General features: G+C 71.0%; 18 protein-coding genes and 3 pseudogenes. 14 read left to right on the top strand and 7 right to left on the bottom strand.

Annotation, left to right across the window (positions count from 1 at the left end; genetic code table 11):
• The first annotated feature begins 107 nt into the window (after nt 1-107).
• From sucC to ACQ86L_RS07530, 7 genes and pseudogenes are all read left to right on the top strand, one after another.
• On the top strand, nt 108-1271 hold the full coding sequence (gene sucC / locus ACQ86L_RS07560) for an ADP-forming succinate--CoA ligase subunit beta (protein ID WP_434318341.1): 1164 nt from the start codon (nt 108-110) through the stop codon (nt 1269-1271).
• An 18-nt stretch (nt 1272-1289) separates the two neighbouring features.
• Nucleotides 1290-2177 carry a succinate--CoA ligase subunit alpha gene (gene sucD, locus ACQ86L_RS07555; RefSeq protein WP_179605066.1) on the top strand — a complete coding sequence of 296 codons (888 nt, stop codon included), beginning with the start codon at nt 1290-1292 and terminating at the stop codon, nt 2175-2177.
• Between the two features lie 145 nt (nt 2178-2322).
• Nucleotides 2323-3708 carry a hypothetical protein gene (locus ACQ86L_RS07550; RefSeq protein ID WP_434318340.1) on the top strand — a complete coding sequence of 462 codons (1386 nt, stop codon included), beginning with the start codon at nt 2323-2325 and terminating at the stop codon, nt 3706-3708.
• Nucleotides 3709-3763: 55 nt separating this feature from the next.
• Nucleotides 3764-5088: pseudogene (locus ACQ86L_RS07545) on the top strand (cell division protein PerM).
• Nucleotides 5089-5097: 9 nt separating this feature from the next.
• The gene (purN, locus tag ACQ86L_RS07540) at nt 5098-5691 is read left to right on the top strand and encodes a phosphoribosylglycinamide formyltransferase (protein ID WP_345834108.1); all 594 of its coding nucleotides are present in this window, start codon (nt 5098-5100) and stop codon (nt 5689-5691) included.
• Nucleotides 5688-7267 (top strand): annotated as a pseudogene (gene purH / locus ACQ86L_RS07535) (bifunctional phosphoribosylaminoimidazolecarboxamide formyltransferase/IMP cyclohydrolase). Before purN ends, purH begins: the two are co-directional and overlap by 4 nt.
• Before the next feature lie 97 nt (nt 7268-7364).
• On the top strand, nt 7365-8420 hold the full coding sequence (locus ACQ86L_RS07530) for a Glu/Leu/Phe/Val dehydrogenase dimerization domain-containing protein (protein ID WP_434318339.1): 1056 nt from the start codon (nt 7365-7367) through the stop codon (nt 8418-8420).
• A gap of 245 nt (nt 8421-8665) precedes the next feature.
• Here ACQ86L_RS07530 and ACQ86L_RS07525 read toward each other — a convergent pair whose 3' ends face one another.
• On the bottom strand, nt 8666-8869 hold the full coding sequence (locus ACQ86L_RS07525) for a hypothetical protein (protein WP_434318338.1): 204 nt from the start codon (nt 8867-8869) through the stop codon (nt 8666-8668).
• 248 nt (nt 8870-9117) lie between these two features.
• On the opposite strand from ACQ86L_RS07525, the gene ACQ86L_RS07520 reads away from it, so the two are divergent.
• From ACQ86L_RS07520 to ACQ86L_RS07510, 3 genes and pseudogenes are all read left to right on the top strand, one after another.
• Complete coding sequence (locus ACQ86L_RS07520; RefSeq protein ID WP_434318337.1) at nt 9118-9729, top strand: dimethylarginine dimethylaminohydrolase family protein; 612 nt, start codon at nt 9118-9120, stop codon at nt 9727-9729.
• A gap of 446 nt (nt 9730-10175) precedes the next feature.
• Nucleotides 10176-12019: pseudogene (locus tag ACQ86L_RS07515) on the top strand (ABC transporter ATP-binding protein).
• Entirely contained in the window at nt 12016-13830 is a 1815-nt protein-coding gene (locus tag ACQ86L_RS07510; protein WP_434318336.1) for an ABC transporter ATP-binding protein, read from the top strand. Before ACQ86L_RS07515 ends, ACQ86L_RS07510 begins: the two are co-directional and overlap by 4 nt.
• A gap of 64 nt (nt 13831-13894) precedes the next feature.
• On the opposite strand, the gene ACQ86L_RS07505 is transcribed toward ACQ86L_RS07510, so the two are convergent.
• Nucleotides 13895-15598 (bottom strand): hypothetical protein, encoded by a 1704-nt coding sequence (locus ACQ86L_RS07505; RefSeq protein ID WP_434318335.1) that lies wholly within the window; start codon nt 15596-15598, stop codon nt 13895-13897.
• A 133-nt stretch (nt 15599-15731) separates the two neighbouring features.
• Nucleotides 15732-16730 carry a hypothetical protein gene (locus ACQ86L_RS07500; protein ID WP_434318334.1) on the bottom strand — a complete coding sequence of 333 codons (999 nt, stop codon included), beginning with the start codon at nt 16728-16730 and terminating at the stop codon, nt 15732-15734.
• 169 nt (nt 16731-16899) lie between these two features.
• On the opposite strand from ACQ86L_RS07500, the gene ACQ86L_RS07495 reads away from it, so the two are divergent.
• The 3 genes from ACQ86L_RS07495 to ACQ86L_RS07485 are packed head-to-tail and all read left to right on the top strand — an operon-like array spanning nt 16900 to nt 19733.
• Complete coding sequence (locus ACQ86L_RS07495; RefSeq protein WP_434318333.1) at nt 16900-17247, top strand: response regulator; 348 nt, start codon at nt 16900-16902, stop codon at nt 17245-17247.
• Between the two features lie 4 nt (nt 17248-17251).
• Nucleotides 17252-17935, top strand: coding sequence for a response regulator (locus ACQ86L_RS07490; protein ID WP_434318332.1), 684 nt, complete (start codon nt 17252-17254; stop codon nt 17933-17935).
• Nucleotides 17936-17942: 7 nt separating this feature from the next.
• Nucleotides 17943-19733, top strand: coding sequence for a sensor histidine kinase (locus ACQ86L_RS07485; RefSeq protein ID WP_434318331.1), 1791 nt, complete (start codon nt 17943-17945; stop codon nt 19731-19733).
• 21 nt (nt 19734-19754) lie between these two features.
• Here the strand turns inward: ACQ86L_RS07485 and ACQ86L_RS07480 are convergent, their stop codons facing one another.
• The 3 genes from ACQ86L_RS07480 to ACQ86L_RS07470 all read right to left on the bottom strand — a co-directional run bounded on the left by ACQ86L_RS07480 (nt 19755) and on the right by ACQ86L_RS07470 (nt 21072).
• Nucleotides 19755-20195: a hypothetical protein gene (locus ACQ86L_RS07480; RefSeq protein ID WP_434318330.1), complete on the bottom strand. Its 441-nt coding sequence runs from the start codon at nt 20193-20195 to the stop codon at nt 19755-19757.
• Between the two features lie 111 nt (nt 20196-20306).
• Complete coding sequence (locus ACQ86L_RS07475) at nt 20307-20636, bottom strand: MGMT family protein (protein ID WP_434318329.1); 330 nt, start codon at nt 20634-20636, stop codon at nt 20307-20309.
• Nucleotides 20620-21072, bottom strand: a complete 453-nt coding sequence (locus ACQ86L_RS07470) for a GNAT family N-acetyltransferase (protein ID WP_434318328.1) — start codon at nt 21070-21072, stop codon at nt 20620-20622. The genes ACQ86L_RS07475 and ACQ86L_RS07470 overlap by 17 nt, the downstream gene beginning before the upstream one ends.
• Nucleotides 21073-21221: 149 nt before the next feature.
• On the opposite strand from ACQ86L_RS07470, the gene ACQ86L_RS07465 reads away from it, so the two are divergent.
• The gene (locus ACQ86L_RS07465; RefSeq protein WP_434318327.1) at nt 21222-22436 is read left to right on the top strand and encodes an NADP-dependent isocitrate dehydrogenase; all 1215 of its coding nucleotides are present in this window, start codon (nt 21222-21224) and stop codon (nt 22434-22436) included.
• An 84-nt stretch (nt 22437-22520) separates the two neighbouring features.
• Here the strand turns inward: ACQ86L_RS07465 and ACQ86L_RS07460 are convergent, their stop codons facing one another.
• Nucleotides 22521-23309, bottom strand: coding sequence for an SDR family NAD(P)-dependent oxidoreductase (locus ACQ86L_RS07460; RefSeq protein ID WP_434318326.1), 789 nt, complete (start codon nt 23307-23309; stop codon nt 22521-22523).
• Between the last annotated feature and the right edge of the window lie 55 nt (nt 23310-23364).

The following is a 23364-nucleotide window of genomic DNA, read 5'->3' as shown; positions in this document are numbered from 1 at the left end:
CTCACTGGCGAATTTATCTCGGCGTCGAGCTATTCTCCCGCCGGACCGCCCAGGAGATAACCGCCGGAGCGCCACGAGCGCGCCGGACATCAGCGGATTGGATAACCGTGGATCTATTCGAGTACCAGGCCAGAGACCTGTTTGAGAAGTACGGCGTCCCGGTCCTTCCGGGCATCGTCGCGGACACTCCGGAGGAGGTCCGTGCGGCCGCGGAGAAGCTGGGCGGCGTCACCGTCGTCAAGGCGCAGGTCAAGGTCGGAGGCCGTGGCAAGGCGGGCGGCGTGAAGGTCGCCAAGACGCCGGACGAGGCCGAAGAGGCCGCCAAGGCCATCCTGGGCCTGGACATCAAGGGCCACGTGGTCCGCCGGGTCATGGTCGCCGGCGGCGCCCGCATCGCCCGCGAGTTCTACTTCTCGGTGCTCCTCGACCGGGCCAACCGCTCCTACCTGTCGCTGACCAGCGTCGAGGGCGGCATGGAGATCGAGCAGCTCGCGGTCGAGAAGCCCGAGGCGCTCGCCCGCATCGAGGTCGACCCGCGCGCCGGACTCGACTCCGCCAAGGCCGTCGAGATCGCGAAGGCGGCCGGCTTCCCGGACGACCTGGTCGACAAGGTCGCGGACGTCTTCGTGAAGCTGTACGCGGTCTACACTGGCGAGGACGCCACGCTGGTCGAGGTCAACCCGCTCGTCCTCACCGAGGAGGGCGACATCATCGCCCTCGACGGCAAGGTCACCCTCGACGAGAACGCCGGGTTCCGTCACCCCGACCACGAGGCGCTGGAGGACGCGGCCGCCGCGGACCCGCTGGAGGCCAAGGCCAAGAAGGCCGACCTCAACTACGTCAAGCTCGACGGCCAGGTCGGCATCATCGGCAACGGCGCTGGACTGGTCATGTCCACGCTCGACGTCGTCTCCTACGCGGGCGAGAAGCACAAGGGCGTCAAGCCGGCGAACTTCCTCGACATCGGCGGCGGCGCGTCCGCCGAGGTCATGGCCGCCGGCCTGGATGTCATCCTCAACGACCCGCAGGTCGAGAGTGTCTTCGTCAACGTCTTCGGCGGCATCACCGCGTGCGACGCGGTCGCCAACGGCATCGTCAAGGCGCTGGAGATCCTCGGCGACGAGGCCAACAAGCCGCTCGTCGTCCGTCTCGACGGCAACAAGGTCGAGGAGGGCCGCCGCATCCTCACCGAGGCGAACCACCCGCTGGTCACCCTCGCACTCACCATGGACGAAGGCGCCGACAAGGCCGCCGAGCTGGCAGCGAAGTAAGCAAGGACGAATCAGAGAATGTCTATCTTCCTCAACAAGGACTCCAAGGTCATCGTCCAGGGCATCACCGGCGGCGAGGGCACCAAGCACACCGCGCTGATGCTGAAGGCCGGCACCCAGGTCGTCGGCGGCGTCAACGCCCGCAAGGCCGGCACCACGGTGACGCACGGCGACGTCGAGCTCCCCGTGTTCGGCACCGTCGTGGAGGCGATCGAGAAGACCGGCGCGGACGTGTCGATCATCTTCGTGCCGCCGGCGTTCGCCAAGGACGCCATGGTGGAGGCCATCGACGCCGAGATCCCGCTGCTCGTCGTCATCACCGAGGGCATCCCGGTGCAGGACTCCGCCGAGGCCTGGGCCTACGCCAAGGAGAAGGGCAACAAGACCCGGATCATCGGCCCGAACTGCCCCGGCATCATCACCCCGGGTGAGTCGCTCGTCGGCATCACCCCGGCCACCATCACCGGCAAGGGGCCGATCGGCCTGGTCTCCAAGTCCGGCACGCTGACCTACCAGATGATGTACGAGCTGCGCGACCTGGGCTTCTCGACCGCCATCGGCATCGGCGGCGACCCGATCATCGGCACCACGCACATCGACGCGCTCGCCGCGTTCGAGGCCGACCCGGAGACCAAGGCGATCGTCATGATCGGCGAGATCGGCGGCGACGCCGAGGAGCGCGCGGCCGACTTCATCAAGGCGAACGTGACCAAGCCGGTCGTCGGCTACGTGGCCGGCTTCACCGCGCCGGAGGGCAAGACGATGGGCCACGCCGGCGCGATCGTCTCCGGCTCGGCCGGCACGGCGCAGGCGAAAAAGGAGGCGTTGGAGGCCGCGGGCGTGAAGGTCGGCAAGACCCCGTCCGAGACCGCCGCGCTGCTCCGCGAGGTCTACGCGGCGCTGTAACAGCACCGCTCGTACCGCCGATCGGGGCCGGACTCCTCCACGGAGTCCGGCCCCGATCCGTTTCTCCACAGCCTGGATCGGGGCCTGCCCGCGGCCGCTCGGGCGGCGTTACAGTGAGCGCACCACCGTCCGGGAGGGGGATGCGATGCCACGTCTGACGAACGCCGAGCTGGAGCGCCGGGTCGCAGCGCTGGAGTCCGAGAACGCCGTGCTCCGGAGCCGGCTCGACGAGAACGCGACCGAGCCGCTACCGGACTTCGCGCCGGTGCCGGAGCCGAAGCACAAGCGCGGCTGGGGCTGGACCCTGCTCGCCGTCGTCCTCATCGTGATCGGAGCGATCCTGGCGCCCGTCGCGGTGGTGGCGTCCTGGGCGAAGGTGCAGCTCACCGACACGGACGCGTTCGTCGCCACCTACGCGCCGCTCGCGAAAGACCCCGGCGTCCAGGCGTACGTCACGGACGAGACGGTCAAGGTCATCCAGCAGCACGTGGACATCCCGCAGCTCACCTCGCAGGTGATCGACGGCATCACCGGCCTCGGCACGGGACCCGTGGCGACCAAGGCGCTCGACGCCCTCAAGGTGCCGCTCGCTCAGGGCATCGTGTCGTTGATCCAGACCACTGTCGGCCGGTTCGTGGCCTCCGACGCGTTCGCCCAGGTGTGGCAGGACGCACTGCGGGTCAGTCACAACCAGCTCGTCGCGACGATGCAGGGCAATCCGCAGGCGGCGATCGCGATCGGCAAGGACGGCTCGGTCGGCGTCCAGCTCGGGCCGATCATCGACAAGGTGAAGCAGATCCTCGTGGACCAGGGGATCAGCTTCGCCTCGCGCATCCCGACGATCGACAAGACGATCACGGTCGCGCAGAACTCGTCGATCCCGACCCTCCAGGTCTTCTACAACCTCGCCGTCGTCGCCGGCGCGTGGCTCCCGTGGGTCTCGATCGGCCTGCTCGCCCTCGGTGTGATCGTGGCGCGCCGCCGCGCCCTCGCCCTGATCGGGGCGGCGTCGGCGCTGGCCATCGCGATGATCGTCGTCGTGTCCGCCATCGCCATCGGCCAGGTCGTGTTCATCGCCTCGGCCTCTCCTCGACTGGTGCCCGCCGGAGTCGCGACGACGCTCTACACGACGGTCTCGACGGCGATGAAGGACACGGGTGTCGCCGTGCTCGTGCTCGCGATCGTCGTCGCGCTGGTCGGCTGGTTCTCGGGTCCGTTCGGGGTGCCGCGCAAGCTGCGCGGGTTCTTCGGCTCCGGGGTGACCTGGGTCCGGGAGTCCGCCGAGCGGCACGGGATCACCACGGGCCGAGTTGGGGAGTGGTTCTACGCCCAGCGGGTGCTGCTCCGGGCCGCGGTCGCGGTCATCGCTGCGGCGGTGGTCCTGTTCGTGCGACCGCTCACCCCGTCGCTCATCATCTGGACGCTGGTGATCGCGGCCGTCGTCATCGCCATCCTGGAGCTCGTCCAGCGACCCGTCATCACGGTGCCGGAGGACGCCGACGACGACACCCCGGTGATGACCGTCTCCTGAGGGCCGAAGTGTCTGCCGGGCGGGCGGCCCTGCTCCCGGTAGGCTCCATCCGGTCATGAATCGCACAACCGTCGCCCTGCTCGCCGCGCTCGAGGCGGTCATCGTCGCGGCGATCGGGCTGGCGATCTGCCTCGTCCCGCTCACCGTGCTGTGGGCGGCCCAGTACCATCTCGCCGGGGACTTCGCGGTGATCTGGCGCGCGACGGCGGACATCTGGCTGCTGGGGCACGGCGTGAACCTCACCGTGACGCTGGACCCGCAGCTCGTCGGATCCCTCGGCCTCCCGGCCGCCGCGGCGCCGTTCCAGGTGACGATCGCGCTCCTGGGATTCGCCGCGCTCACCGCCGGGCTCGGTGTGCGCACCGGGCTGCGCGCGGCCGAGACGCCGTACCGCTCGACCGGGGCGGTCTCCGCGCTCGCGGTTTTCTTCCTGATCTCCGTCGTGGTCACGGCGACCGCGGGCAGCGCCCTCGTGCAGCCGTCGCTCTGGCGGGGCTTCGTGCTCCCCACCTTCGTCTACGCGCTCGGCATCGGGATCGGCTTCGTCTTCGCTGCGCTCCGCGGAGTGCGGGAGCCGTCTGCCGATCACGCCGGCGACCGGACGGGCGACGACCGTGCGACGTCGGCGCCGGGCCGCGGCGCCGCCGCGCCGGTCAGTGTCGCTGTCCGCTCCCGGGTCGCGGCCGTCCCCGCCCCGGTGCGCACCGCGGTCGTCGGCGCCCTGCGCGCCGGGAGCGCCGCGACCGCCATCGTCATCGGATTGTCTGCGCTGCTCCTGACGCTCCTCATCTTCGGCAACTACGGTGCGATCATCGGCCTCTACGAGCAGCTCCAGACCGGGGTCGCCGGGGGATCGCCCTGACGGTCGCCCAGCTCGCCTTCCTGCCGAACCTCGTGATCTGGCTGATGTCCTGGCTGGTCGGGCCAGGGTTCGCCATCGGCACGGGGTCCACGGTCAGCCCGATCGGGACCGCGCTCGGGCCGCTCCCCGGTGTCCCGCTCTTCGGCGTCATCCCGGCGCACGGCTACACCTTCGGGCTCGCGGGCGTGATCGTGCCCCTGCTCGCCGGCTTCCTCGCCGCCGCACTGCTGCGCGGCACGAGGCGGGCCCAGATCGACGGCGCCCTGGCCCTCGTCCTCACCGCGCTCGGCATCGGCGTCGTCGCGGGCATCGAGCTCGGCCTCCTCGCCTGGTGGTCCTCCGGCGCGCTCGGCCCCGGCCGGCTCCACGACGTCGGACCCAACCCGTTGTTCGTCGGCGCGCTCGCGGCGGGGAGGTGGCGGTCGCCGCCGTCATCGGGCTGCTGGCGGGAGGCCGCGCCCGGCGCTGAGCCGGGGAGCGCTCCCTCGCCGGTCGGAGCCCGCCCCGCGGGTGGGTAGGCTTGTCGCGTGCTCTCGATCGTCGTGCTGATCTCCGGTGGTGGCTCCAATCTGCGTGCGCTGCTGGAGGCCGCCTCCGACGCCGAGTTCCCGGCCCGCGTCGTCGCGGTGGGAGCCGACCGCGACGCCGACGGCCTGGACCACGCCGAGGAGTTCGGCATCCCCTCGTTCACGGTGCCCTTCACCTCCTACGACAGCCGGGAGGAGTGGGGCGACGCCCTGCTGGACCAGATCCGGCTCTGGGAGCCCGACCTCGTCATCCTGTCCGGCTTCATGCGCCTGGTGCCGCCGCGCGTGGTCGACGCGCTCTCGCCGCACCTCATCAACACGCACCCGGCGTTCCTGCCCGAGTTCCCGGGCGCCCACGGCGTCCGCGACGCGCTCGCCGCCGGCGCCACGCAGACCGGCGCCAGCCTGATCGTGGTCGACAACGGCGTCGACGCGGGACCGGTGATCAGCCAGGAGCGCGTCCCGATCGTGCCGGGCGACACCGAGGCCAGCCTGCACGAACGCATCAAACCCGTGGAGCGACGGCTGCTGATCGACGCCGTCCTCGACATCGCCAACGGACACATCGACCTCAAGGAGCTCTCCCGAGTATGAGCGGACCCCGCCACGACGCCAGCCTCTACCGCGAACGGGACGTCGTCCCGATCCGCCGCGCACTGATCTCGGTCAGCGACAAGACGGGCCTGCTCGACCTCGCTGCGACGCTGGCGGAGGCCGGGGTCGAGATCGTGTCGACCGGCTCCACCGCGCAGACCATCCGCGACGCGGGCCACGCCGTGACGGACGTCGCGAGCGTCACCGGCTTCCCGGAGTCGCTGGACGGCCGGGTCAAGACACTGCACCCCGCCATCCACTCGGGCCTGCTCGCCGACCTGCGGCTCGCCTCGCACGAGGAGCAGCTGAAGGACTTCGGCATCGAGCCGTTCGAGCTCGTCGTCGTCAACCTCTACCCGTTCGTGGAGACCGTCGCCTCCGGCGCGGTCGGCAACGACGTGGTCGAGCAGATCGACATCGGCGGCCCGGCGATGGTGCGCGCGTCGGCCAAGAACCACGCGAACGTCGCGATCGTCGTCTCGCCGGACGACTACGCGGAGGTCGCCGCAGCGGTCGCCGCGGGCGGCACCAGCTTCGACCAGCGTCGCGCGCTCGCCGCGAAGGCGTTCGCGCACACGGCCTCCTACGACGGCGCCGTCGCGGCGTGGTTCGCGGGGAGGCTCCCTCCACGGACGACTTCGCCGAGCGCTTCGAGGTCCGCGCGGAGCTGAAGCAGACGCTCCGCTACGGCGAGAACTCGCACCAGGCCGCGGCGCTCTACGCCGACCCGGCCGGCCGCGGCATCGCGCAGGCGACGCAGCTCGGCGGCAAGGAGATGTCGTACAACAACTACGTGGACGCCGACGCGGCCCTGCGCAGCGCGTACGACTTCACCGAGCCGGCCGTCGCGATCATCAAGCACGCCAACCCGTGCGGCATCGCGGTCTCCGACGACATCGCAGACGCCCACCGCAAGGCGCACGAGTGCGACCCGGTGTCCGCGTACGGCGGCGTGATCGCCGCGAACCGCACGGTGACGCTCGCGATGGCCGAGACGGTGAAGGGCATCTTCACCGAGGTGCTCATCGCCCCGGACTTCGAGCCGGAGGCGCTGGAGCTGCTGCAGACCAAGAAGAACCTCCGCATCCTCCGGCTGCCCGAGGGCTACGCGCGCTCGGTGACCGAGTTCCGCCAGCTCTCCGGCGGCGTGCTGGTGCAGGACGCCGACCGGTTCGATCACTTCGACTCGAGCGGCTGGACGCTGGTCTCCGGTGCGGAGGCGGATGCCGCGACGCGCGCCGACCTGGAGTTCGCCTGGAAGGCCTGCCGCGCGGTCAAGTCGAACGCCATCCTGCTCGCCAAGGGCGGCGCCTCCGTCGGCGTCGGCATGGGCCAGGTGAACCGGGTCGACTCCTGCAACCTCGCCGTCAGCCGCGCGGGCGACCGCGCCGCGGGATCGGTGGCGGCCTCGGACGCGTTCTTCCCGTTCGCCGACGGCCCGGAGATCCTGATCGCCGCGGGCGTGTCCGCGATCGTGCAGCCGGGCGGCTCGATCCGCGACGAGGACGTCATCGCCGCGGCGAAGGCGGCCGGAGTGACGATGTACTTCACGGGCGAGCGGCACTTCTTCCACTGACCCGCCAGCCGGATTGCATCCCTTCGCGGGGTCGCGGAGAATAGACGACGGTCCACAAGACCCTCAGCATTCACCGCGATCCCACGAGGAGACACCGATGTCCGTCCTGCCCACCGACCTTCCGCACGAAACACTGCATGTGGTGAAGGGGAGGCGGAGCGGCCTCACCATCAGCATCGCGGTGCACTCCACCGTCCTCGGCCCCGCCCTCGGCGGCTGCCGCGTGTGGAACTACGACTCCTGGCAGGAGGCCGTCGCCGACTCCCTGCGCCTGGCCGAGGGGATGACGTTCAAGAACGCCGCCGCCGGTCTCAACCGCGGCGGCGGCAAGGCCGTCGTCTACCTGCCGCGCGGCAAGCAGCTCAGCCCGACCGAGCGCTACGAGGTCATGCTCGACCTCGGCGACGCCGTCGAGAGCCTGGGCGGCAGCTACATGACCGCGGAGGACGTCGGCACGAGCGCCGAGGACATGTCCGTCGTCGCCACGCGCACCGCCCACGTGTGCGGCCTGCCGCCCGCGGAGGGCGGCGTCGGCGAGCCGAGCGACGCGACCGCCGCCGGTGTGTACGCGGGCCTGCTCGCGACCCTGGAGCGCGCCACCGGCAGCCGCGACGTCGCCGGGCGCCGCGTCACCGTGCTCGGTCTCGGTCACGTCGGCTCGATCATCGCCATGCGCCTCGCGAGCGAGGGCGCGGTGCTCACCGTCACCGACGTCAACCCGGCCAAGCGCGCCCTCGCCGAGGCGCTGGGGGCGGCCTGGGTGGAGCCGGACGAGGCGCACCGCGTGGAGGGCGACCTCTTCGTCCCCGCCGGTGTCGGCGGCGTCCTGACGGACGCCGTGATCGACGAGCTGCGCGTCAAGGCGGTCGTCGGACCGGCGAACAACCAGCTCGCCGAGCGCTCCGGCGCCGAGCGCCTCGCCGCCCGCGGCATCCTCTGGGCGCCCGACTTCGTCGTCAACGCGGGCGGCGTCATCTTCCTCGCGATGATGAACGAGGCGGAGCCGTCCGCCGAGGCCACGCGCGAGCGCGTCGAGGGCATCGGCGACATCGTGGCGCGCGTCTTCGACGTGGCGGCCGAGCGCGGCATCACCACACTGGAGGCCGCCGACGAGATCGCCCTCGCCCGCCTCCGCGAGCCCGCGCACGCCTGAGCCGTTCCCGCGTCCCGCTCCCGGTCGCTGCGGCCGAGAGCGGGACGCCGTGCGGCGACGGATGCCAGCATTCCCATAGGGAGCGGTCGGATAGGCTTTTGTCCCATGACTTCCTCCTGGGCCCGCCGGCTCGTCGCCTCCCTCGTGTCCGCCGTCGCCGTGGCCGCCATCGGCCTGGTGGCCGCCACGCTCGTGCTGCTGATCGCGAACCAGCTCAACTCGGCCGTGCTCGGGAGCATCACGCCTTACGTGGCCTGGAACGCGCTCGCGGCATTCGTCCTCGCCGCGATCGCGGCCCTGCTCGGCGCGTACGACCGCCGCTGGATCGCAGTGGTCGCGGGCATCCTGGTCGGCCTGATCAGCGCGGCGATCGGCACGCTCGTGCTGTTCTCGACGCTGAACGTCACGCTCACCGGCCAAGCCTGGGGCCAGATCGCGTCGTCGTTCATCGGGATCAACCTCCCGTTCTGGCTCGCTGTCGCCATCGCGTTCCCGACCGCCGGCTACGCCGTGTTCGGCGCCATCGAGTCGCAGGGCGCCCCGGCCTCCCGCAAGATCGCGCTCGTGCGCATCCCCGCAGGCAACCTCAGCGAGGGCCTGATCACCCACATCGAGCGCGAGGCCGTCGACAGCGAGCTCGCCGACAAGCAGTGGGACGACTACGTCGCGGCGCTCTCCGCCGCCGGCTGGCGAGACCGTGGAGGTCGCCAGCGCCGACCAGCTCGCCGACTCCGTGTTCGTGGAGGACACGGCCGTGGTCTTCGGCGACACCGCCGTCATCTCCCGTCCCGGCGCGGACTCGCGCAAGCCCGAGATCGCCGGCACCGAGGCCGCGCTGCGTTCGCAGGGTCTCCGCCTGCTGCGCATCGAGGAGCCGGGCACCCTCGACGGCGGCGACGTCCTCAAGGTCGGCGACACCGTCTACGTCGGCCGAGGCGGCCGCACCAACGCGGAGGGCATCCGCCAGCTCCGCGCGCTCGTCGGCCCGCTCGGCTACACGGTCGTCGCGGTGCCGGTCACCAAGGCGCTGCACCTCAAGACCGCCGTCACCGCCCTCCCGGACGGCACCGTGATCGGCTATGAGCCGATCGTGGACGACCCGCGGATCTTCGGGCGCTTCCTGCCGGTCCCCGAGGCGCACGGCACCGCGGTCGTCGTCCTGGACGACGAGACCGTGCTGATGTCGTCGTCGGCGCCGGGCTCCGTCGCGCTGGTCGAGGACCTCGGCTATACCGTGATCCAGGTCGACATCTCGGAGTTCGAGAAGCTCGAGGGCTGCGTCACCTGCCTGTCGATCCGCATCCGCTGACCGACATTCGTCAAGAATCGCGGCAATAGCGGCGCGATTCTCGACATTCGTCACGAATCTTCGTGTACCGGATGAAAAATCTTCTTGCGCTCTGAGAGATGCTGGGAATATTCTGTAGGGCTGCCTTGTCGCAGCATTCGGAAGACGCATCGGGCTACTGGGAGGACGCCATGACAACGACTGAGAACACACGAACCGTGACCGTGTTCGGGCTCGTCGCCGCCGCGTACGCGTCCCCGGAGCCGGCCCCCACCTGGTAGGTCCCAGGCAGGTACGCGCTTCCGGCTGACTGTCGCCGGCACCCGCACAGGGCATCTGTAGCCCTGGCACGTCACGCTCTCGTGGACGCATCCCTTTGGCGACCTCTCAGCACGCCTCAACGGGTCGGAGCCGACCGGCGCACCCCACCAAGAAGACAAGAAACGCACGAAGAGAAAACGGAACTCATGTCTATCGCTGAAACCCATCAGCACCCTCCGCAAGAAGAACAGAAGAAGCGCTCGGGGACCGTGCGCACGCTGCTGCGCATCCTGCCGTTCGCCAAATCCGCGGCGCCACGCATCCTGCTCGGCATGGTCGCCGCGCTGCTGGCGAGCCTGGTCGCGCTGAGCATCCCGCAGGTGCTCCGCTGGCTGGTCGACGGTCCGCTCGCCACGGGCGACCCGTCGGCCGTGTGGCCGGCGGCGCTGCTCGTCGTCGGGCTGGGCGCTGCCGAGGCCGTGTTCATCTCGCTGCGACGCTGGTTCGTGCTCACCCCGGGCACCCACGTCGAGGCGCGGATGCGCAACGCCCTCTACGAGAAGCTGCAGGACCTGCCCGTGTCGTTCCACGACAAGTGGCCGAGCGGTCAGCTGCTGTCGCGCGCCGTCAGCGACCTCAGCCTGATCCGGCGCTGGCTGTCGTTCGGCATCGTGCTGCTCGTCGTCAACGTCGTCACGATCATCGTCGGCTTCGCCATCCTGATCGGCTGGAACTGGATCCTCGGGCTGATCTTCCTGGTGCTGTCCGTCCCGCTGTGGATCTACGGCTTCGTCTTCGAGAAGAAGTACTCGATCGTCGCCCGGCGCAGCCAGGATCAGGCCGGCGACCTGGCGACCGCCGTCGAGGAGTCGGTGCACGGCATCCGCGTCCTCAAGGCGTTCGGCCGCGGCAAGCACGCGCTGAAGAAGTTCGAGTCGCAGGCGGAGGCGCTGCGCGGCACCGAGATCGAGAAGGCGAAGGCCATCGCGGGCATCTGGCTGTGGCTGCTGCTCATCCCGGACGTCGCGTTCGGCATCTGCCTGGTGGTCGGCGTGTGGCTGGCCGCGCAGGGCGAGCTCACGGTCGGCGAACTGGTCGCGTTCTTCGCGACGGCGACCGTGCTGCGGTTCCCGATCGAGTCGATCGGCTTCCTGCTCTCGATGACGTTCGACACGCGCACTGCGGCCGACCGCTTCTTCGAGGTCATGGACGAGGTCAACACGATCACCGACCCCGCCGAGCCGAAGCACATCGCCGAGCCCCGGGGAGAGCTCGTCTTCGACGACGTGCACTTCCGCTACCAGGACTCGCCGGAGCGCTACCCCGACCTCCTGAACGGCATCGACCTCACAGTCCGGCCGGGGAGACGATGGCCCTGGTCGGCCTGACCGGCAGCGGCAAGTCGACGCTGACTGCGCTCACCACCCGCCTGTACGACGTGACGGGCGGAGCGGTGAAGGTGGACGGCGTGGACGTGCGCGACCTCACCCGCTACGACCTGCGCAAGGCGATCGCGATGGCGTTCGAGGACGCGACCCTGTTCTCGGCCTCCGTGCGCGACAACGTTCTGCTCGGCCGCGACGGGCTCGACCCGGCCTCGGCCGACGCGGAGCGCATCCTGACCGAGGCGCTGGAGATCGCGCAGGCCGGTTTCGTCTACGAGCTCCCGGAGGGCGTGGAGACGAAGGTCGGCGAGGAGGGCCTCAGCCTGTCCGGCGGCCAGCGTCAGCGTCTCGCGCTCGCACGGGCCGTGGCCGCGGCGCCCAGCATCCTGGTGCTGGACGACCCGCTGTCCGCGCTCGACGTCGACACCGAGGCCCTGGTGGAGGCCGCCCTCCGCCGGGTGCTCGCCGCCACGACCGCGCTGGTCGTCGCCCATCGCCCCTCGACGGTCATGCTGGCCGACCGGGTGGCGCTGCTGGAGGACGGCCGGATCACGGCCGTCGGCACCCACCACGACCTGCTCGTGAGCAACGAGCACTACCGTTTCGTCCTCTCCTCCCTCGAAGAGGAGCGCGACGAGGAGATCCTTCAGGAGGTGAACCTGTGAGCACCGCGACCGTCCTGGGCGTCGAAGGCGAAGAGCGCAACGACCTCAACAAGGAGGAGAGCCGGCAGATCCGCCGGCGCTCGCTCCGCCTGCTCGGCTCGCTGCTGCACCCGCTGCGCACGCGGCTGGTGCTGACCGCGATCGTCGTCGTGGTGAGCACGGCCGGCCAGGTGGCGGGACCTGCGATCATCGCGTTCGGCATCGACAACGGCATCACGGCGCTGAAGAGCCAGAACTGGCTCCCGGTCGCCGCAGCCGGCGTCGCGTACCTGATCACCGGCGTCATCGGCGCCGTGCTGATCGCGTGGTACACCGTGCTGAGCGCGCGGATCAGCCAGGCGATCCTGATCGACCTGCGCAAGCGGGTGTTCCTGCACACCCAGCGGCTCTCGCTGGAGTTCCACGAGTCGTACACGTCCGGTCGCATCATCTCGCGGCAGACCAGCGACCTGGACTCCATCCGCGAGCTGCTGGACTCGGGCATCAACCAGCTCGTGCAGGGCTTCCTCTACATGCTGTTCATCGGCATCGCGCTGTTCTGGCTCGACTGGGTGAGCGGGGTCGTGCTGCTCTGCTCGCTGCTCCCGCTGTACCTGCTGACCCGCTGGTTCCAGAAGCGCTCGCAGGTGCTGTTCCGCATCTCGCGGGTGGCGTCGGCGAAGCTGATCGTGCACTTCGTGGAGACCATGACCGGTATCCGCGCGGTCAAGGCGTTCCGCAAGGAGAAGCGCAACGAGAAGGAGTTCGGCGGCCTGGTCGAGGACTACCGCGACGTCAACGCTCGCGTCATCCAGCTGTTCGGGATCTTCGATCCAGGGCTCGTGATGATCGGCAACGTCACGGTCGGCGCCGTGCTGCTCGTCGGCGGCTTCCGGGTCGCGGACGGGCAGCTCGCGATCGGCGTGCTGCTGGCGACGCTGCTCTACACGCGCCGGTTCTTCGACCCGATGGAGGAGATGGCGATGTTCTACAACTCCTACCAGTCGGCCGCCGCGGCGCTCGAGAAGATCTCGGGCGTCCTGGAGGAGGCGCCGAGCGTTCCCGACCCGGTGCGCCCGACCGACCTGTGGACGGCGGAGGGCCACGTGCGCTTCGACGACGTGACCTTCGCGTACAAGCAGGATCGGGTCATCCTGCCGGAGTTCAGCCTGGACATCCCGGCCGGGCAGACCGTGGCGCTCGTCGGCTCCACCGGAGCGGGCAAGTCGACGCTGGCCAAGCTGATCTCGCGGTTCTACGACCCGAGCGAGGGCGAGGTCACGCTCGACGGCGTGGACCTGCGGGACATGCACCCGAAGGACCTGCGCCGGGCGATCGTCATGGTCACCCAGGAGGCGTACCTGTTCAGCGGCTCGGTCGCCGAGAACATCGCGCTCGGCAAGCCGGACGCGACGCGCGAGGAGATCGAGGAGGCCGCGATCGCGGTCGGCGCCCACGAGTTCATCGCGGGCCTGCCGAACGGGTACGACACCGACGTGAACAAGCGCGGCGGCCGGGTGTCCGCGGGTCAGCGGCAGCTGATCTCGTTCGCCCGGGCGTTCCTGGCGAACCCGGCGGTGCTCATCCTGGACGAGGCGACCAGCTCGCTCGACATCCCGAGCGAGCGCCTGGTGCAGGAGGCGCTGCAGACGCTGCTCGCCGACCGCACCGCCGTGATCATCGCCCACCGTCTGTCGACGGTGGCGATCGCGGACCGGGTGCTGGTCATGGAGCACGGCCGCGTGGTGGAGGACGGCTCGCCGGACGAGCTCATCGCGGGCACGGGCCGGTTCGCCCAGCTCCACGCCGCGTGGCGGGACTCGCTGGTCTGAGTCCGTAGCGACGAAGGCCCCGGACGGATCGCTCCTTCCGGGGCCTTCGTGCTGTCCGCTGGGATCAGCGGACGACCGGGAGGGTCAGTGCGCCGCCGTCGTAGACGCCGGCCGACCAGTCGATCGTCACCGTGTTCTCGCCGGGGACGAGGCCGGTGAGGGTGATGGTGCGCGTCCCGGCCGAGCCGAGGAGCGGCTTCGCCGGGACGGTCGACGCGGTGCTCGCGCCGCCGTTGACGCGGTAGCCGATGCTCACAGCCGCCGACCTCGAGTTCGTCAGGGTGAGGGTCGCCGTGCCCGACGCGGAGACGGCGCCCACCGTCGCGGTCGGCGCGGTCAGCGTCGCGAGGCCGAGGTCCTGCCTCACCGAGTCGGCGGTGCCGTCGCCGGCGAGGCGGTACGAGCCGATCAGCGTCACGTCCGCGAGGGCCGCGGGCGCGCCGCCCGTGAAGCGCACCGAGGGCGTCTTGGCGGTCCCGCTCAGGCCCACGTAGATGTCGGTGTCGTAGGGGAGGCCGCCCAGCTTGTACGACCCGAGCAGCGCCGGGGTCGTGGTCGAGCCGAGCACGGCGCCGTCCACACGGTACGCGGTGAGGGTGACGGCCTCCGAGGTCTCCAGGCCGTCCTTCTTGCCGTTGGCGTTGGTGTCGGCGAACACGGTGCCGGTGATGCTGACCGGCTGGCGGACGCCGAACAGGAAGTCCGTCGTCTTCTTCGGCGCGAGGCCGGTGAGCTGGTAAGCGGCCCCCCAGCGGTCGACCACGGCGATGTGCGTGGCAGGGATGCCGCCGAGCAGACCGGCCGCCTGCGCGATCGTGCCGGTGGCCGTGCCGAGCTGCGCGGACGCGTCCCCTCCGAGGAGCTTCTCGGTGTCCGCCTGGTCGGCCACGGCGACCGCGCGGGAGAGCCCGGAGGCGAGCGCGTGGAGGTAGTCGTTCCGCGGCGTGGTGCTGATGTCGCCGGTGTCCAGCAAGGCCGGGTCCATCGCCAGCAGGGCGTCGGCGCTCCCCGAGCCGATCAGGTCGATCAGGGCGGTGACGCGGGAGGTGTTGGCGAGGAGGTCGCCGATCGTCAGGTTGAACGGCGAGCGCATCACGACGTAGGCGCCCGGCGGGACATCGGAGAACGTGACCGGACGGTCGTTCGCGGTCGTGCGGAAGCGGATCGCGTCGCCGAGGTCGAGCGATCCGCCCAGGGCGCCGGCGACGGCCGATCCGACGTCGGTCGAGGCCAGCGAGCCGTCCTCGACCGCCCGCTTGGTCGCGAGGACGTCGATGAAGATCAGCGTCTTCCCGTCGAGGTTGCCCTCGCCGGCGTCCCGGAGGCCGTTGCCGTTGCTGTCGGCGAAGACGGTGGCGGTCAGGTCCGTCTGCTTCGTGGCGGCGACGTCCGCGACGCCGATCAGCGAGAGGCCCTGGACGGTGGTCGCGGCCAGGGCGCCCGGCCGGTAGCCGGCGGCGCTCGCCGCGGCGTAGTAGGTGCCGGCAGGGAGCGGGGTCGCCGTGTAGACGCCGAGCGCGTTGGCGGTCACCGTGCGCACCGCGCCGGTGCGGGAGGCGGCGTCCGCCGCGCTGCCGTAGAGGTCGACGGTCGCCTTCGCGAGCGGGAGATCGCCGAGCGAGTAGGCGCCGTCGCGGTCGGCGTCGTGGAACACCGTGCCGGTGACGGTGTAGACGGAGGGAGCGGCGGCCGCAGGCGCCGCCATGCCGACCGCTGGGACGGTGGGGAGGCCGATCGCGCCGGCCAGGAGAAGAGATGCGAATTTCACATCCCACACGATACACGGCAGTACGGACAAGCCCCGGATCGAGGGATCCGGGGCTTGTCGCCGTGGTCGGGACGGGCCAAGGGGTTGGATACGGGTTGGGTTGGCGGCCCGTCGCCGGCCAGGTCTGTGCGGATCAGCCGCGCGGCGCTCGTCGGACGATCCGGTGCTCGGCGCCGCGCCCGAGCGGGAGGCGGAGCAGCGGGAAGCGGTGCACCGGAGAGGAGCCGGTGTCGATCACCACGACCTCCGCCCCTGCGTCGATCAGCTCAGTGGCGGTCGCGAGGTCGACGTCGATGCGGGTCCGGTCCGTGACGACGGCCACGCAGCCCGCCGTGACCGCGTGCCCGGCCGCGGCGGTCACCGTCACGCCGGAGGTCGCGGGGGCGACGATGCCGCGGATCGCGCGGGCCAGCTCCGCCCGCTCGGCGGGGCGGTCGCCGCTGCGGCCGGGGAAGCCTCCGCCGAGGTCGAGGACGCGCAGCCGGAACCCGGACGCCGCCTCGATGTCGGCCGCGACGCCGACCGACCGGACGATCTCGGACACGTACTCGGCCGGGCCGACGTCCTCCGGGAGAGCGAGGGATAGCCCCGCGATCCGGACGCCGAGCCCACGCGCGGCCGCGGCCGCGGACACCGCCTCCTCCGGGGCCATCCCGCCGACGGCCTGGTGCGCGGGCCGCGGCGCCAGCCCCGGCCGCAGCCGGAGGAGGACACGCAGGTCGTCGGGCGCCCCCGCGAAGCCCTCCACCGCGTGCGGTCCGTCGGCCACGAAGTGCCGGACGCCGGCGTCGTACGCCGCGCGCGACCCGTGCGGGTGGGCGACGGGTGTCGCGTGCAGGATGCGCCCGCCGCCGATGCCGGCAGCGAGCAGCGCGGGGAGCGCCTGATCGTGGGTGACGGCGAATCCGCCGCCTGCGACCGCGAACGCTGCGAGCAGGCGGGGGTGCGCGAGCGCGCTGACGTCGTAGAGCACGTCGACCCAGGGGAAGGCCTCCCGCAGCGCGGTGTACCGGCGGCGGGCGCGGTCCAGGTCCAGGACGACGAGCGGGAGGCCGTCGAGGCCCGCCGCGACCGCCTCGGCTGCCGTTCGGGCGGCGCCGTTCGGGAAGGCGGTTCGGGTTGCGGCGGACATCGCGTTCTCCTCGGGTTCCTCTGGCGCGGCCGGCGGGTCTCCGGGCGTTGCTGAGCTTGACTCATATGCTCCCGCCGGCGGCCCCTGCGCCGCATCCGGGGGGTCACCCGTTTGCCGATGCGTGCTGGCACGGATGCGACTCCGCGGCGGCGCTGGAGAGAATCGAGGCATGTGCCTTCGTGTTGTGATCGTCGACGACCACGCACGGTTCCGGGCCCAGGCGGCCGAGCTCCTCACGCTGGAGCGCTTCTCCGTCGTCGGGGACGCCGAGACCGGCGCCAGCGGGGTCGCGCTCAGCCGTACCCTCGCCCCGGACGTGGTGCTGATGGACATCGGCCTCCCCGACGCCAACGGCTTCGACCTGGTCCCCGCGATGCACGAGACCGGGGCCCGGGTCGTGCTCACGTCGAGCCGGTCGCTGCGGGACTACGGGACGCGCGTGTCCGACAGCGGGGCGGACGGTTTCATCACCAAGGCGGAACTGACCGGTGAGGCGATTCGCAGCCTGCTAAGGTAAGCGCGTGGTCGGGGTAGACAACTCGGGTACCCGCCCGCTCCGGGTCGCAGTCGCCGATGACGCTGTGCTGCTCCGCGAGGGGATCGGGCAGATCCTGCGCGCGGGCGGCGTGGAGGTCGTGGCGTCGGTGGACACGGCAGAGCAGGCGCTCGACGTGCTCGCGGACGACGACCGTGTCGACGCCGTCGTGCTCGACATCAAGATGCCGCCGACGCACACCGACGAAGGCCTGCGCGCGCTGGAGACGCTGCGCGCGTCCGGGTCGCAGGTCGGCGTCCTCCTGCTCTCGATGTACACCACGGCCGCGTACGCGATCCGCGCCATGAGCGCGGGCAGCGGCACCGGCTACCTGCTGAAGGACCGCGTCGCCGACGCCGACGCGCTGGTGAACGCCGTGCGCACCGTCGCGGCGGGAGGGTCGGTCGTCGACCCGGAGGTCGTGCAGGTGCTCGTCGCCGCGCGCTCGACGGAGGCCGCGGTCGAGTCGCTGTCCTCGCGCGAGGTCGACGTGCTCCGGCTGATGGCGGAGGGGCTCTCCAACGCGGGCATCGCCGCAGCGCTGCACCTCAGCCTCCGCACGGTCGAGTCGCACATCGGCCACATCATGGCCAAGCTGGACATCGAGGAGACCACCGAAGGCCACCGGCGCGTGCTCGCGGTGCTGCGCTTCCTCGGCCGGGACGCCTGAGGCGACCATGGGGGCCGGGCGCCTCTGGCTGCGGGCCGCCGCCGTCACGGTGACGATCGCCGCCAACGTGCTGGCGCAGGTGCTCAGCGCGGTGACCGGCGACTACGGCCCGCGGCCGCAGGGCATCGGCTGGGCCGTCGTGTTCGTCGCGGTCGCGCTGGACTACGTCGTGTGCGCCGTCATCGCCTGGCGCGCGATCCGCAGCCCGGCGCCCGGCTGGCTGATGGTCGGCGCCGCGTTCTTCTGGGCGGCGGGCGCCTGGTACCCGCTCACCCGCGACATCGGCTGGCTGTGGCCGCTGGTGGAGGGCGTGACCGACCTGTGGGCGGTGCTGGTCGGCATCCTGGTGCTCACGTATCCCGGCGGCCACCTGGTGTCGCGCTTCGACCGGGTCGTGGCGTACACCCTGAGCGGCGCGTTCCTGGTGCGGTTCCTCGGCATCCTGCTGTTCTCCTCGCCCGCGCCTGCGGACTGCGGCTGCGTGGCGAACCCGTACGCCATCCTGCCGAGCCCGGACGCGGACTACTGGCTCGGGGTCGCGTGGCGCATCGTCGGCGTGGTGCTGCTGCTGACGGTGGCGGGGAGGCTGGCGGTGCGCTGGGTCACGAGCTCCCTCCCGGCCAGGCGGGTGTCGTTCGTGATGCCGCTCGCGCTGCTGCTGTGGTGCTACGGCACGGTGCAGGACTCGGTGAGCTTCGCCCTCGGCTGGGACAGCGGCGGGCTGGAGTTCGTCCCGCCGATCGCGATCGCGCTCATCCCGCCGGCGTTCGTGGGCGGCGTGTTCTACGCGCGCGGACTGCGGTCGCGCGTAGCGGACCTGGTCATCGTCGCGCGCGACAAGGTGGACAGGGCGCTCTGGGAGTCCAGCCTCGCGCGCACCCTGCACGATCACTCGCTCCGCGTGTTCTGGTGGGACGAGCACCGTCGCGCCTATCGCACGAGTGACGGGGACGCGATGCCGGACGGCGACAGACCGGAGCGGCCCGGCCGGTCGACGATGGCGATCGACTCGGATCAGGGCCCGATCGCCCTGATCGAGCACGACGTGGCCCTCGGTCAGGACGACCGGCTGCTCGACGCGGTGTCCTCCGCGCTGCTGCTGTCGGTGGACAACGACCGGCTGCGCGGCCGCCTGGAGCAGACCATCCAGGAGCTCCGCGAGTCGCGCCTGCGCATCGTCGAGGAGGGCTACCTCGCCCGGCGGCGGCTGGAGCGAGACCTGCACGACGGCTCGCAGCAGCAGCTCGTGTCGCTGGCCATCGGCCTCCGCATCGCCGCGACGAAGGCCGGCGCCGCGGGCCAGGCGGAGCTCGTCGGCGACCTGGAGAAGGCGTCGGCGCAGCTCGCCGACGCGCTCAGGGAGCTCCGCGAGCTCGCGCGCGGCATCCACCCGACCGTGCTGACCGACGGCGACCTGCGCTCGGCGCTGGAGGAGCTCGCGCAGCGCAGCGTCATCCCGGTCGAGGTGCGCGTCGAGCCGGCCGAGCGGCTCCCGGAGGTGGTCGAGGAGACGATCTACTACTGCGTCTCGGAGTGCCTGGCGAACGCCGCCAAGCACGCCGGGGCCCGAACCTGCTCGGTGCTCGTCGCCCGCGACGACGACGGCGACGCCGTGACCGTGACCGTGAAGGACGACGGTCGCGGGGGAGCGCGCATCGAGCCGGGCGGCGGCCTGGAGGGGCTGCGCGACCGGGTGGAGACCGTCGGCGGGCACGTCGAGGTGCGCTCGGTCGCCGGGCTCGGGACGATCGTGGAGCTCGTGCTCCCCGCTCAGGTGGCCGAGGGCAGCCGGCCCTGACCGCGAACGGTCAGCGGGCGGTCACTTGGCGTTGCTGGCGGAGGCGGGCCGGACCGCGTACACCTGCGTCGCGATGGTGAAGGCGCTCCAGCCTCCCGGGCACGAGTAGGACGCGTTCGCGGGGATGCCGGAGATCGGCCACCAGCTGTCCTGGATGGTCGGCTTGGGCGGGGCGACGTTCGTCAGCTTGCAGACGTCCTTCGCGAGCAGCGTCGGCGAGGTGAAGGTCATGATCGCCTCCCGGCTCTGCGTGTCGTAGTCGACCCGGATCACGGTCGCGTCGGCCGGGACGAACGAGGGCGAGCCGATGCGCGTGGTGTCCGCGGCGTTGAAGTCCTTGGCCGTGTCGTAGATCGAGGGATCGACGTGCGGGGTGAACGCCGACACGACCGAGCACCCGGTGAGGGCGGCGACGAGGGGGACGGAGGCGACGGCGAGGCCGAGTCGACGGGTACGGGGCACGGACGCTCCTGGACGGGTTCACATGGACAGACCCGTCCAGTCAACACCATGAAGCTGAGCGCTTGCATCGATCGGGAGGATGATCTCAGCGTGCGTCGTGCCGTGCGCGCCTCAGATCCACGCGGTACGGCGACCTCCCCCGCCGAGCAGGGGCGTCCCCTCGGCGCGGTAGTGCTCCAGCGCGATGTGCTCGTGGTTCGCCGGCGGATGCCCGCTCGCGCGCACGACGCGCCACCACGGGACGTCGCCGCCGGAGTACGCCATGACCTGGCCGACCATCCGCGCGGCGCGCGATCCCAGCGCTGCGGCGACGTCGCCGTAGGTCATGACCCGGCCGGGCGGGATGCTGTCCACGACCGCGAGCACGCGCGAGGCGAAGTCGTCGGCCGCCGGGTCGCCGGACGCCGGGTCGCCGGACGCCGGCTCAAAGGTCGAGGGCACCGATGGTCTCGCCGTACTGCGTCTCTCCGATCGGCTTGAAGCCGGTGCGCAGGAAGAACTGCTCCGGGCCGAGCTCGCCGGACTCCCAGATCACGTGGAGCCGGGTGACGCCGCGGTCGCGCGCCTCGGCCGCGAGGGCCTTGACCGCGAAGGTGCCGATGCCGCGGCCCTGGTCGTCGGCGTCCACGTTGATGCGCCAGAGGATGGCCTTGAACTCGTCGTGCTCGGCGTAGGGGTTGAAGTCGCCCATGATGAAGCCGACGACGTCGTCGCCGTCGAGGACGACGCGCTGCCACGACGTCGACGGGTCGGCGACCGCGGCGGCGGCCGAGTACGACACCGGAGCGATGAACTGCTCCTGGCCGGGCTTCAACGACAGCGCGTTCGCCGCGACGACGGTCTTCGCGCTCAACTCTTCCAGTCTCAACTCAGCCATAACGAAAGGGTAACGTGCGAGGCGACCCGCGCATAGTCGGCCGGGTGCGGCTGACGGGACGCTGACAAAACTGTCTCGATGTCAAGATAGTTACCGGACTCGGGTAAGCTGTCTCCGGCTGAAAAACGGCACAGACCTCAGGAGAACCAGTGGACAAGATCAAGGTTGAAGGAACGGTCGTCGAGCTCGACGGCGACGAGATGACGCGCATCATCTGGAAGGCGATCAAGGACTCCCTCATCCACCCGTACCTCGACGTGAACCTCGAGTACTACGACCTCGGCATCCAGAAGCGCGACGAGACCGACGACCAGATCACGATCGACGCGGCGCACGCCATCCAGAAGCACGGCGTCGGCGTCAAGTGCGCGACCATCACCCCGGACGAGGCCCGCGTCGAGGAGTTCGGCCTCAAGAAGATGTGGAAGAGCCCGAACGGCACGATCCGCAACATCCTCGGCGGCGTCGTGTTCCGCGAGCCGATCATCATCTCCAACATCCCGCGGCTGGTCCCGGGCTGGAACAAGCCGATCGTCATCGGCCGTCACGCCTTCGGCGACCAGTACCGCGCCACCGACTTCACCTTCGACGGCCCCGGCACGCTGACCATGAGCTTCCAGCCGGCCGACGGCGGCGAGGCCCAGTCGTTCGAGATCTACCAGGCTCCGGGCGCTGGCGTCGCGATGGGCATGTACAACCAGGACGAGTCCATCCGCGACTTCGCCCGCGCGTCGTTCAACTACGGCCTCGACCGCCAGTACCCGGTCTACCTGTCGACCAAGAACACCATCCTCAAGGCCTACGACGGCCGGTTCAAGGACCTGTTCCAGGAGGTCTTCGACACCGAGTACAAGGAGAAGTTCGACGCGGCCGGCCTCACCTACGAGCACCGCCTGATCGACGACATGGTCGCCTCCAGCCTCAAGTGGGAGGGCGGCTACGTCTGGGCGTGCAAGAACTACGACGGCGACGTGCAGTCCGACACGGTCGCGCAGGGCTTCGGCTCGCTCGGCCTGATGACCTCCGTGCTGACCACCCCGGACGGCTCGGTCGTCGAGGCGGAGGCCGCCCACGGCACGGTGACGCGCCACTACCGCCAGTACCAGCAGGGCAAGCCGACCTCCACCAACCCGATCGCCTCGATCTTCGCCTGGACGCGCGGCCTCGCGCACCGCGGCAAGCTCGACGGCAACCAGGACCTGATCGACTTCACCCACACGCTCGAGGACGTCGTGGTGAAGACGGTCGAGGAGGGCAAGATGACCAAGGACCTCGCCCTCCTGGTCGGGCCGGAGCAGGAGTACCTGACGACGGAGCAGTTCCTGGACGCGATCAGCGAGAACCTGAAGGCGCGCGTGGCGTAACCACCCACCCCTCATTCGTGCCGAATGTCGACTCTGGCGGTGCTGGAGGCGACATTCGGCACGAATCGTTAACCGGGATGGTGTTCAGCGGGCGGTCCAGCCGCCGTCGATCGCCAGGGTCTGCCCGGTGATGAGCGACGCGGCGGGCGACGCCAGGAACGCCACCGCCCCCGACACCTCCCGCGGCACCCCGATGCGGTGCAGTGCTGCGATGCGCTCGATCGTGTCGGCCCGGAACGCGTCGTCGGAGAGCGCGTCGGCGGTGCCGTCCGTCTCGATGAAGGTGGGGGCCACGGCGTTCACGCGGATGCCATAGCCGCCCCACTCGACCGCGAGGCAGCGGGTGAGGTGGATGACCGCGGCCTTCGCCGTGCAGTAGGACGACTCCAGGGGGAGGGCGACCAGCCCGGCCTGCGACGCGACGTTGACGATCGCGCCGCCGCCGTTCGCGCGCATGCTCTTCGCGACGTGCTGCGCGAGGAAGAACGTGGACCGCGTGTTGAGCTGCCAGACGCGCTCGAAGTCCTCCTCGGTGACATCGATCGCGGGCGCGTTGACCCCGCCGCCCGCGTTGTTCACCAGGATGTCGATCGGGCCGAGCCCGGCGGTGACCTCGTCGATGGCGGCGCGGCTGGCCGCCAGGTCGAGCACGTCCATGCGGATCGCCCGCGCCGTCACGCCGAACGCCTCCAGCTCCGCCACCAGGTCGGCCGAGCCGTCGGGGTCGCGCACGCCGAGTACGACGTCGGCGCCCTGGCCGGCGAGTTCGAGGGCGATCTCCCGGCCGAGGCCGCGGCTGGCGGCGGTCACCAGGGCGCGGGAGCCGGTGAGGGCGAAGGGGGTGCGGGCGGGGGCGGGGGAGGAGTCGGTCACGAGGTGGAGTGTAGCTTCCCGCGCGAACGAGGCCCTGCCAGCGTGCCGTCCGCGG

This window comes from Leifsonia sp. P73 (assembly GCF_051059105.1).
Classification (GTDB): Bacteria; Actinomycetota; Actinomycetes; order Actinomycetales; family Microbacteriaceae; genus Leifsonia.
The sequence above is the reverse complement of the archived record's forward strand: the minus strand, read 5'-3'. Positions and strand labels throughout refer to the sequence as shown.

What these genes read in the sequence shown, in the direction of transcription:
- sucD (WP_179605066.1), top strand. Translation starts at nt 1,290, where the DNA reads ATGTCTATCTTCCTCAACAAGGACTCCAAGGTCATCGTCCAGGGCATC.
- ACQ86L_RS07550 (WP_434318340.1), top strand. Translation starts at nt 2,323, where the DNA reads ATGCCACGTCTGACGAACGCCGAGCTGGAGCGCCGGGTCGCAGCGCTG.
- ACQ86L_RS07530 (WP_434318339.1), top strand. Translation starts at nt 7,365, where the DNA reads ATGTCCGTCCTGCCCACCGACCTTCCGCACGAAACACTGCATGTGGTG.
- ACQ86L_RS07525 (WP_434318338.1), bottom strand. Translation starts at nt 8,869, where the DNA reads ATGAACGACGACGCGATCTGGCCCCAGGCTTGGCCGGTGAGCGTGACG.
- ACQ86L_RS07500 (WP_434318334.1), bottom strand. Translation starts at nt 16,730, where the DNA reads ATGTCCGCCGCAACCCGAACCGCCTTCCCGAACGGCGCCGCCCGAACG.
- ACQ86L_RS07495 (WP_434318333.1), top strand. Translation starts at nt 16,900, where the DNA reads ATGTGCCTTCGTGTTGTGATCGTCGACGACCACGCACGGTTCCGGGCC.
- ACQ86L_RS07485 (WP_434318331.1), top strand. Translation starts at nt 17,943, where the DNA reads ATGGGGGCCGGGCGCCTCTGGCTGCGGGCCGCCGCCGTCACGGTGACG.
- ACQ86L_RS07470 (WP_434318328.1), bottom strand. Translation starts at nt 21,072, where the DNA reads ATGGCTGAGTTGAGACTGGAAGAGTTGAGCGCGAAGACCGTCGTCGCG.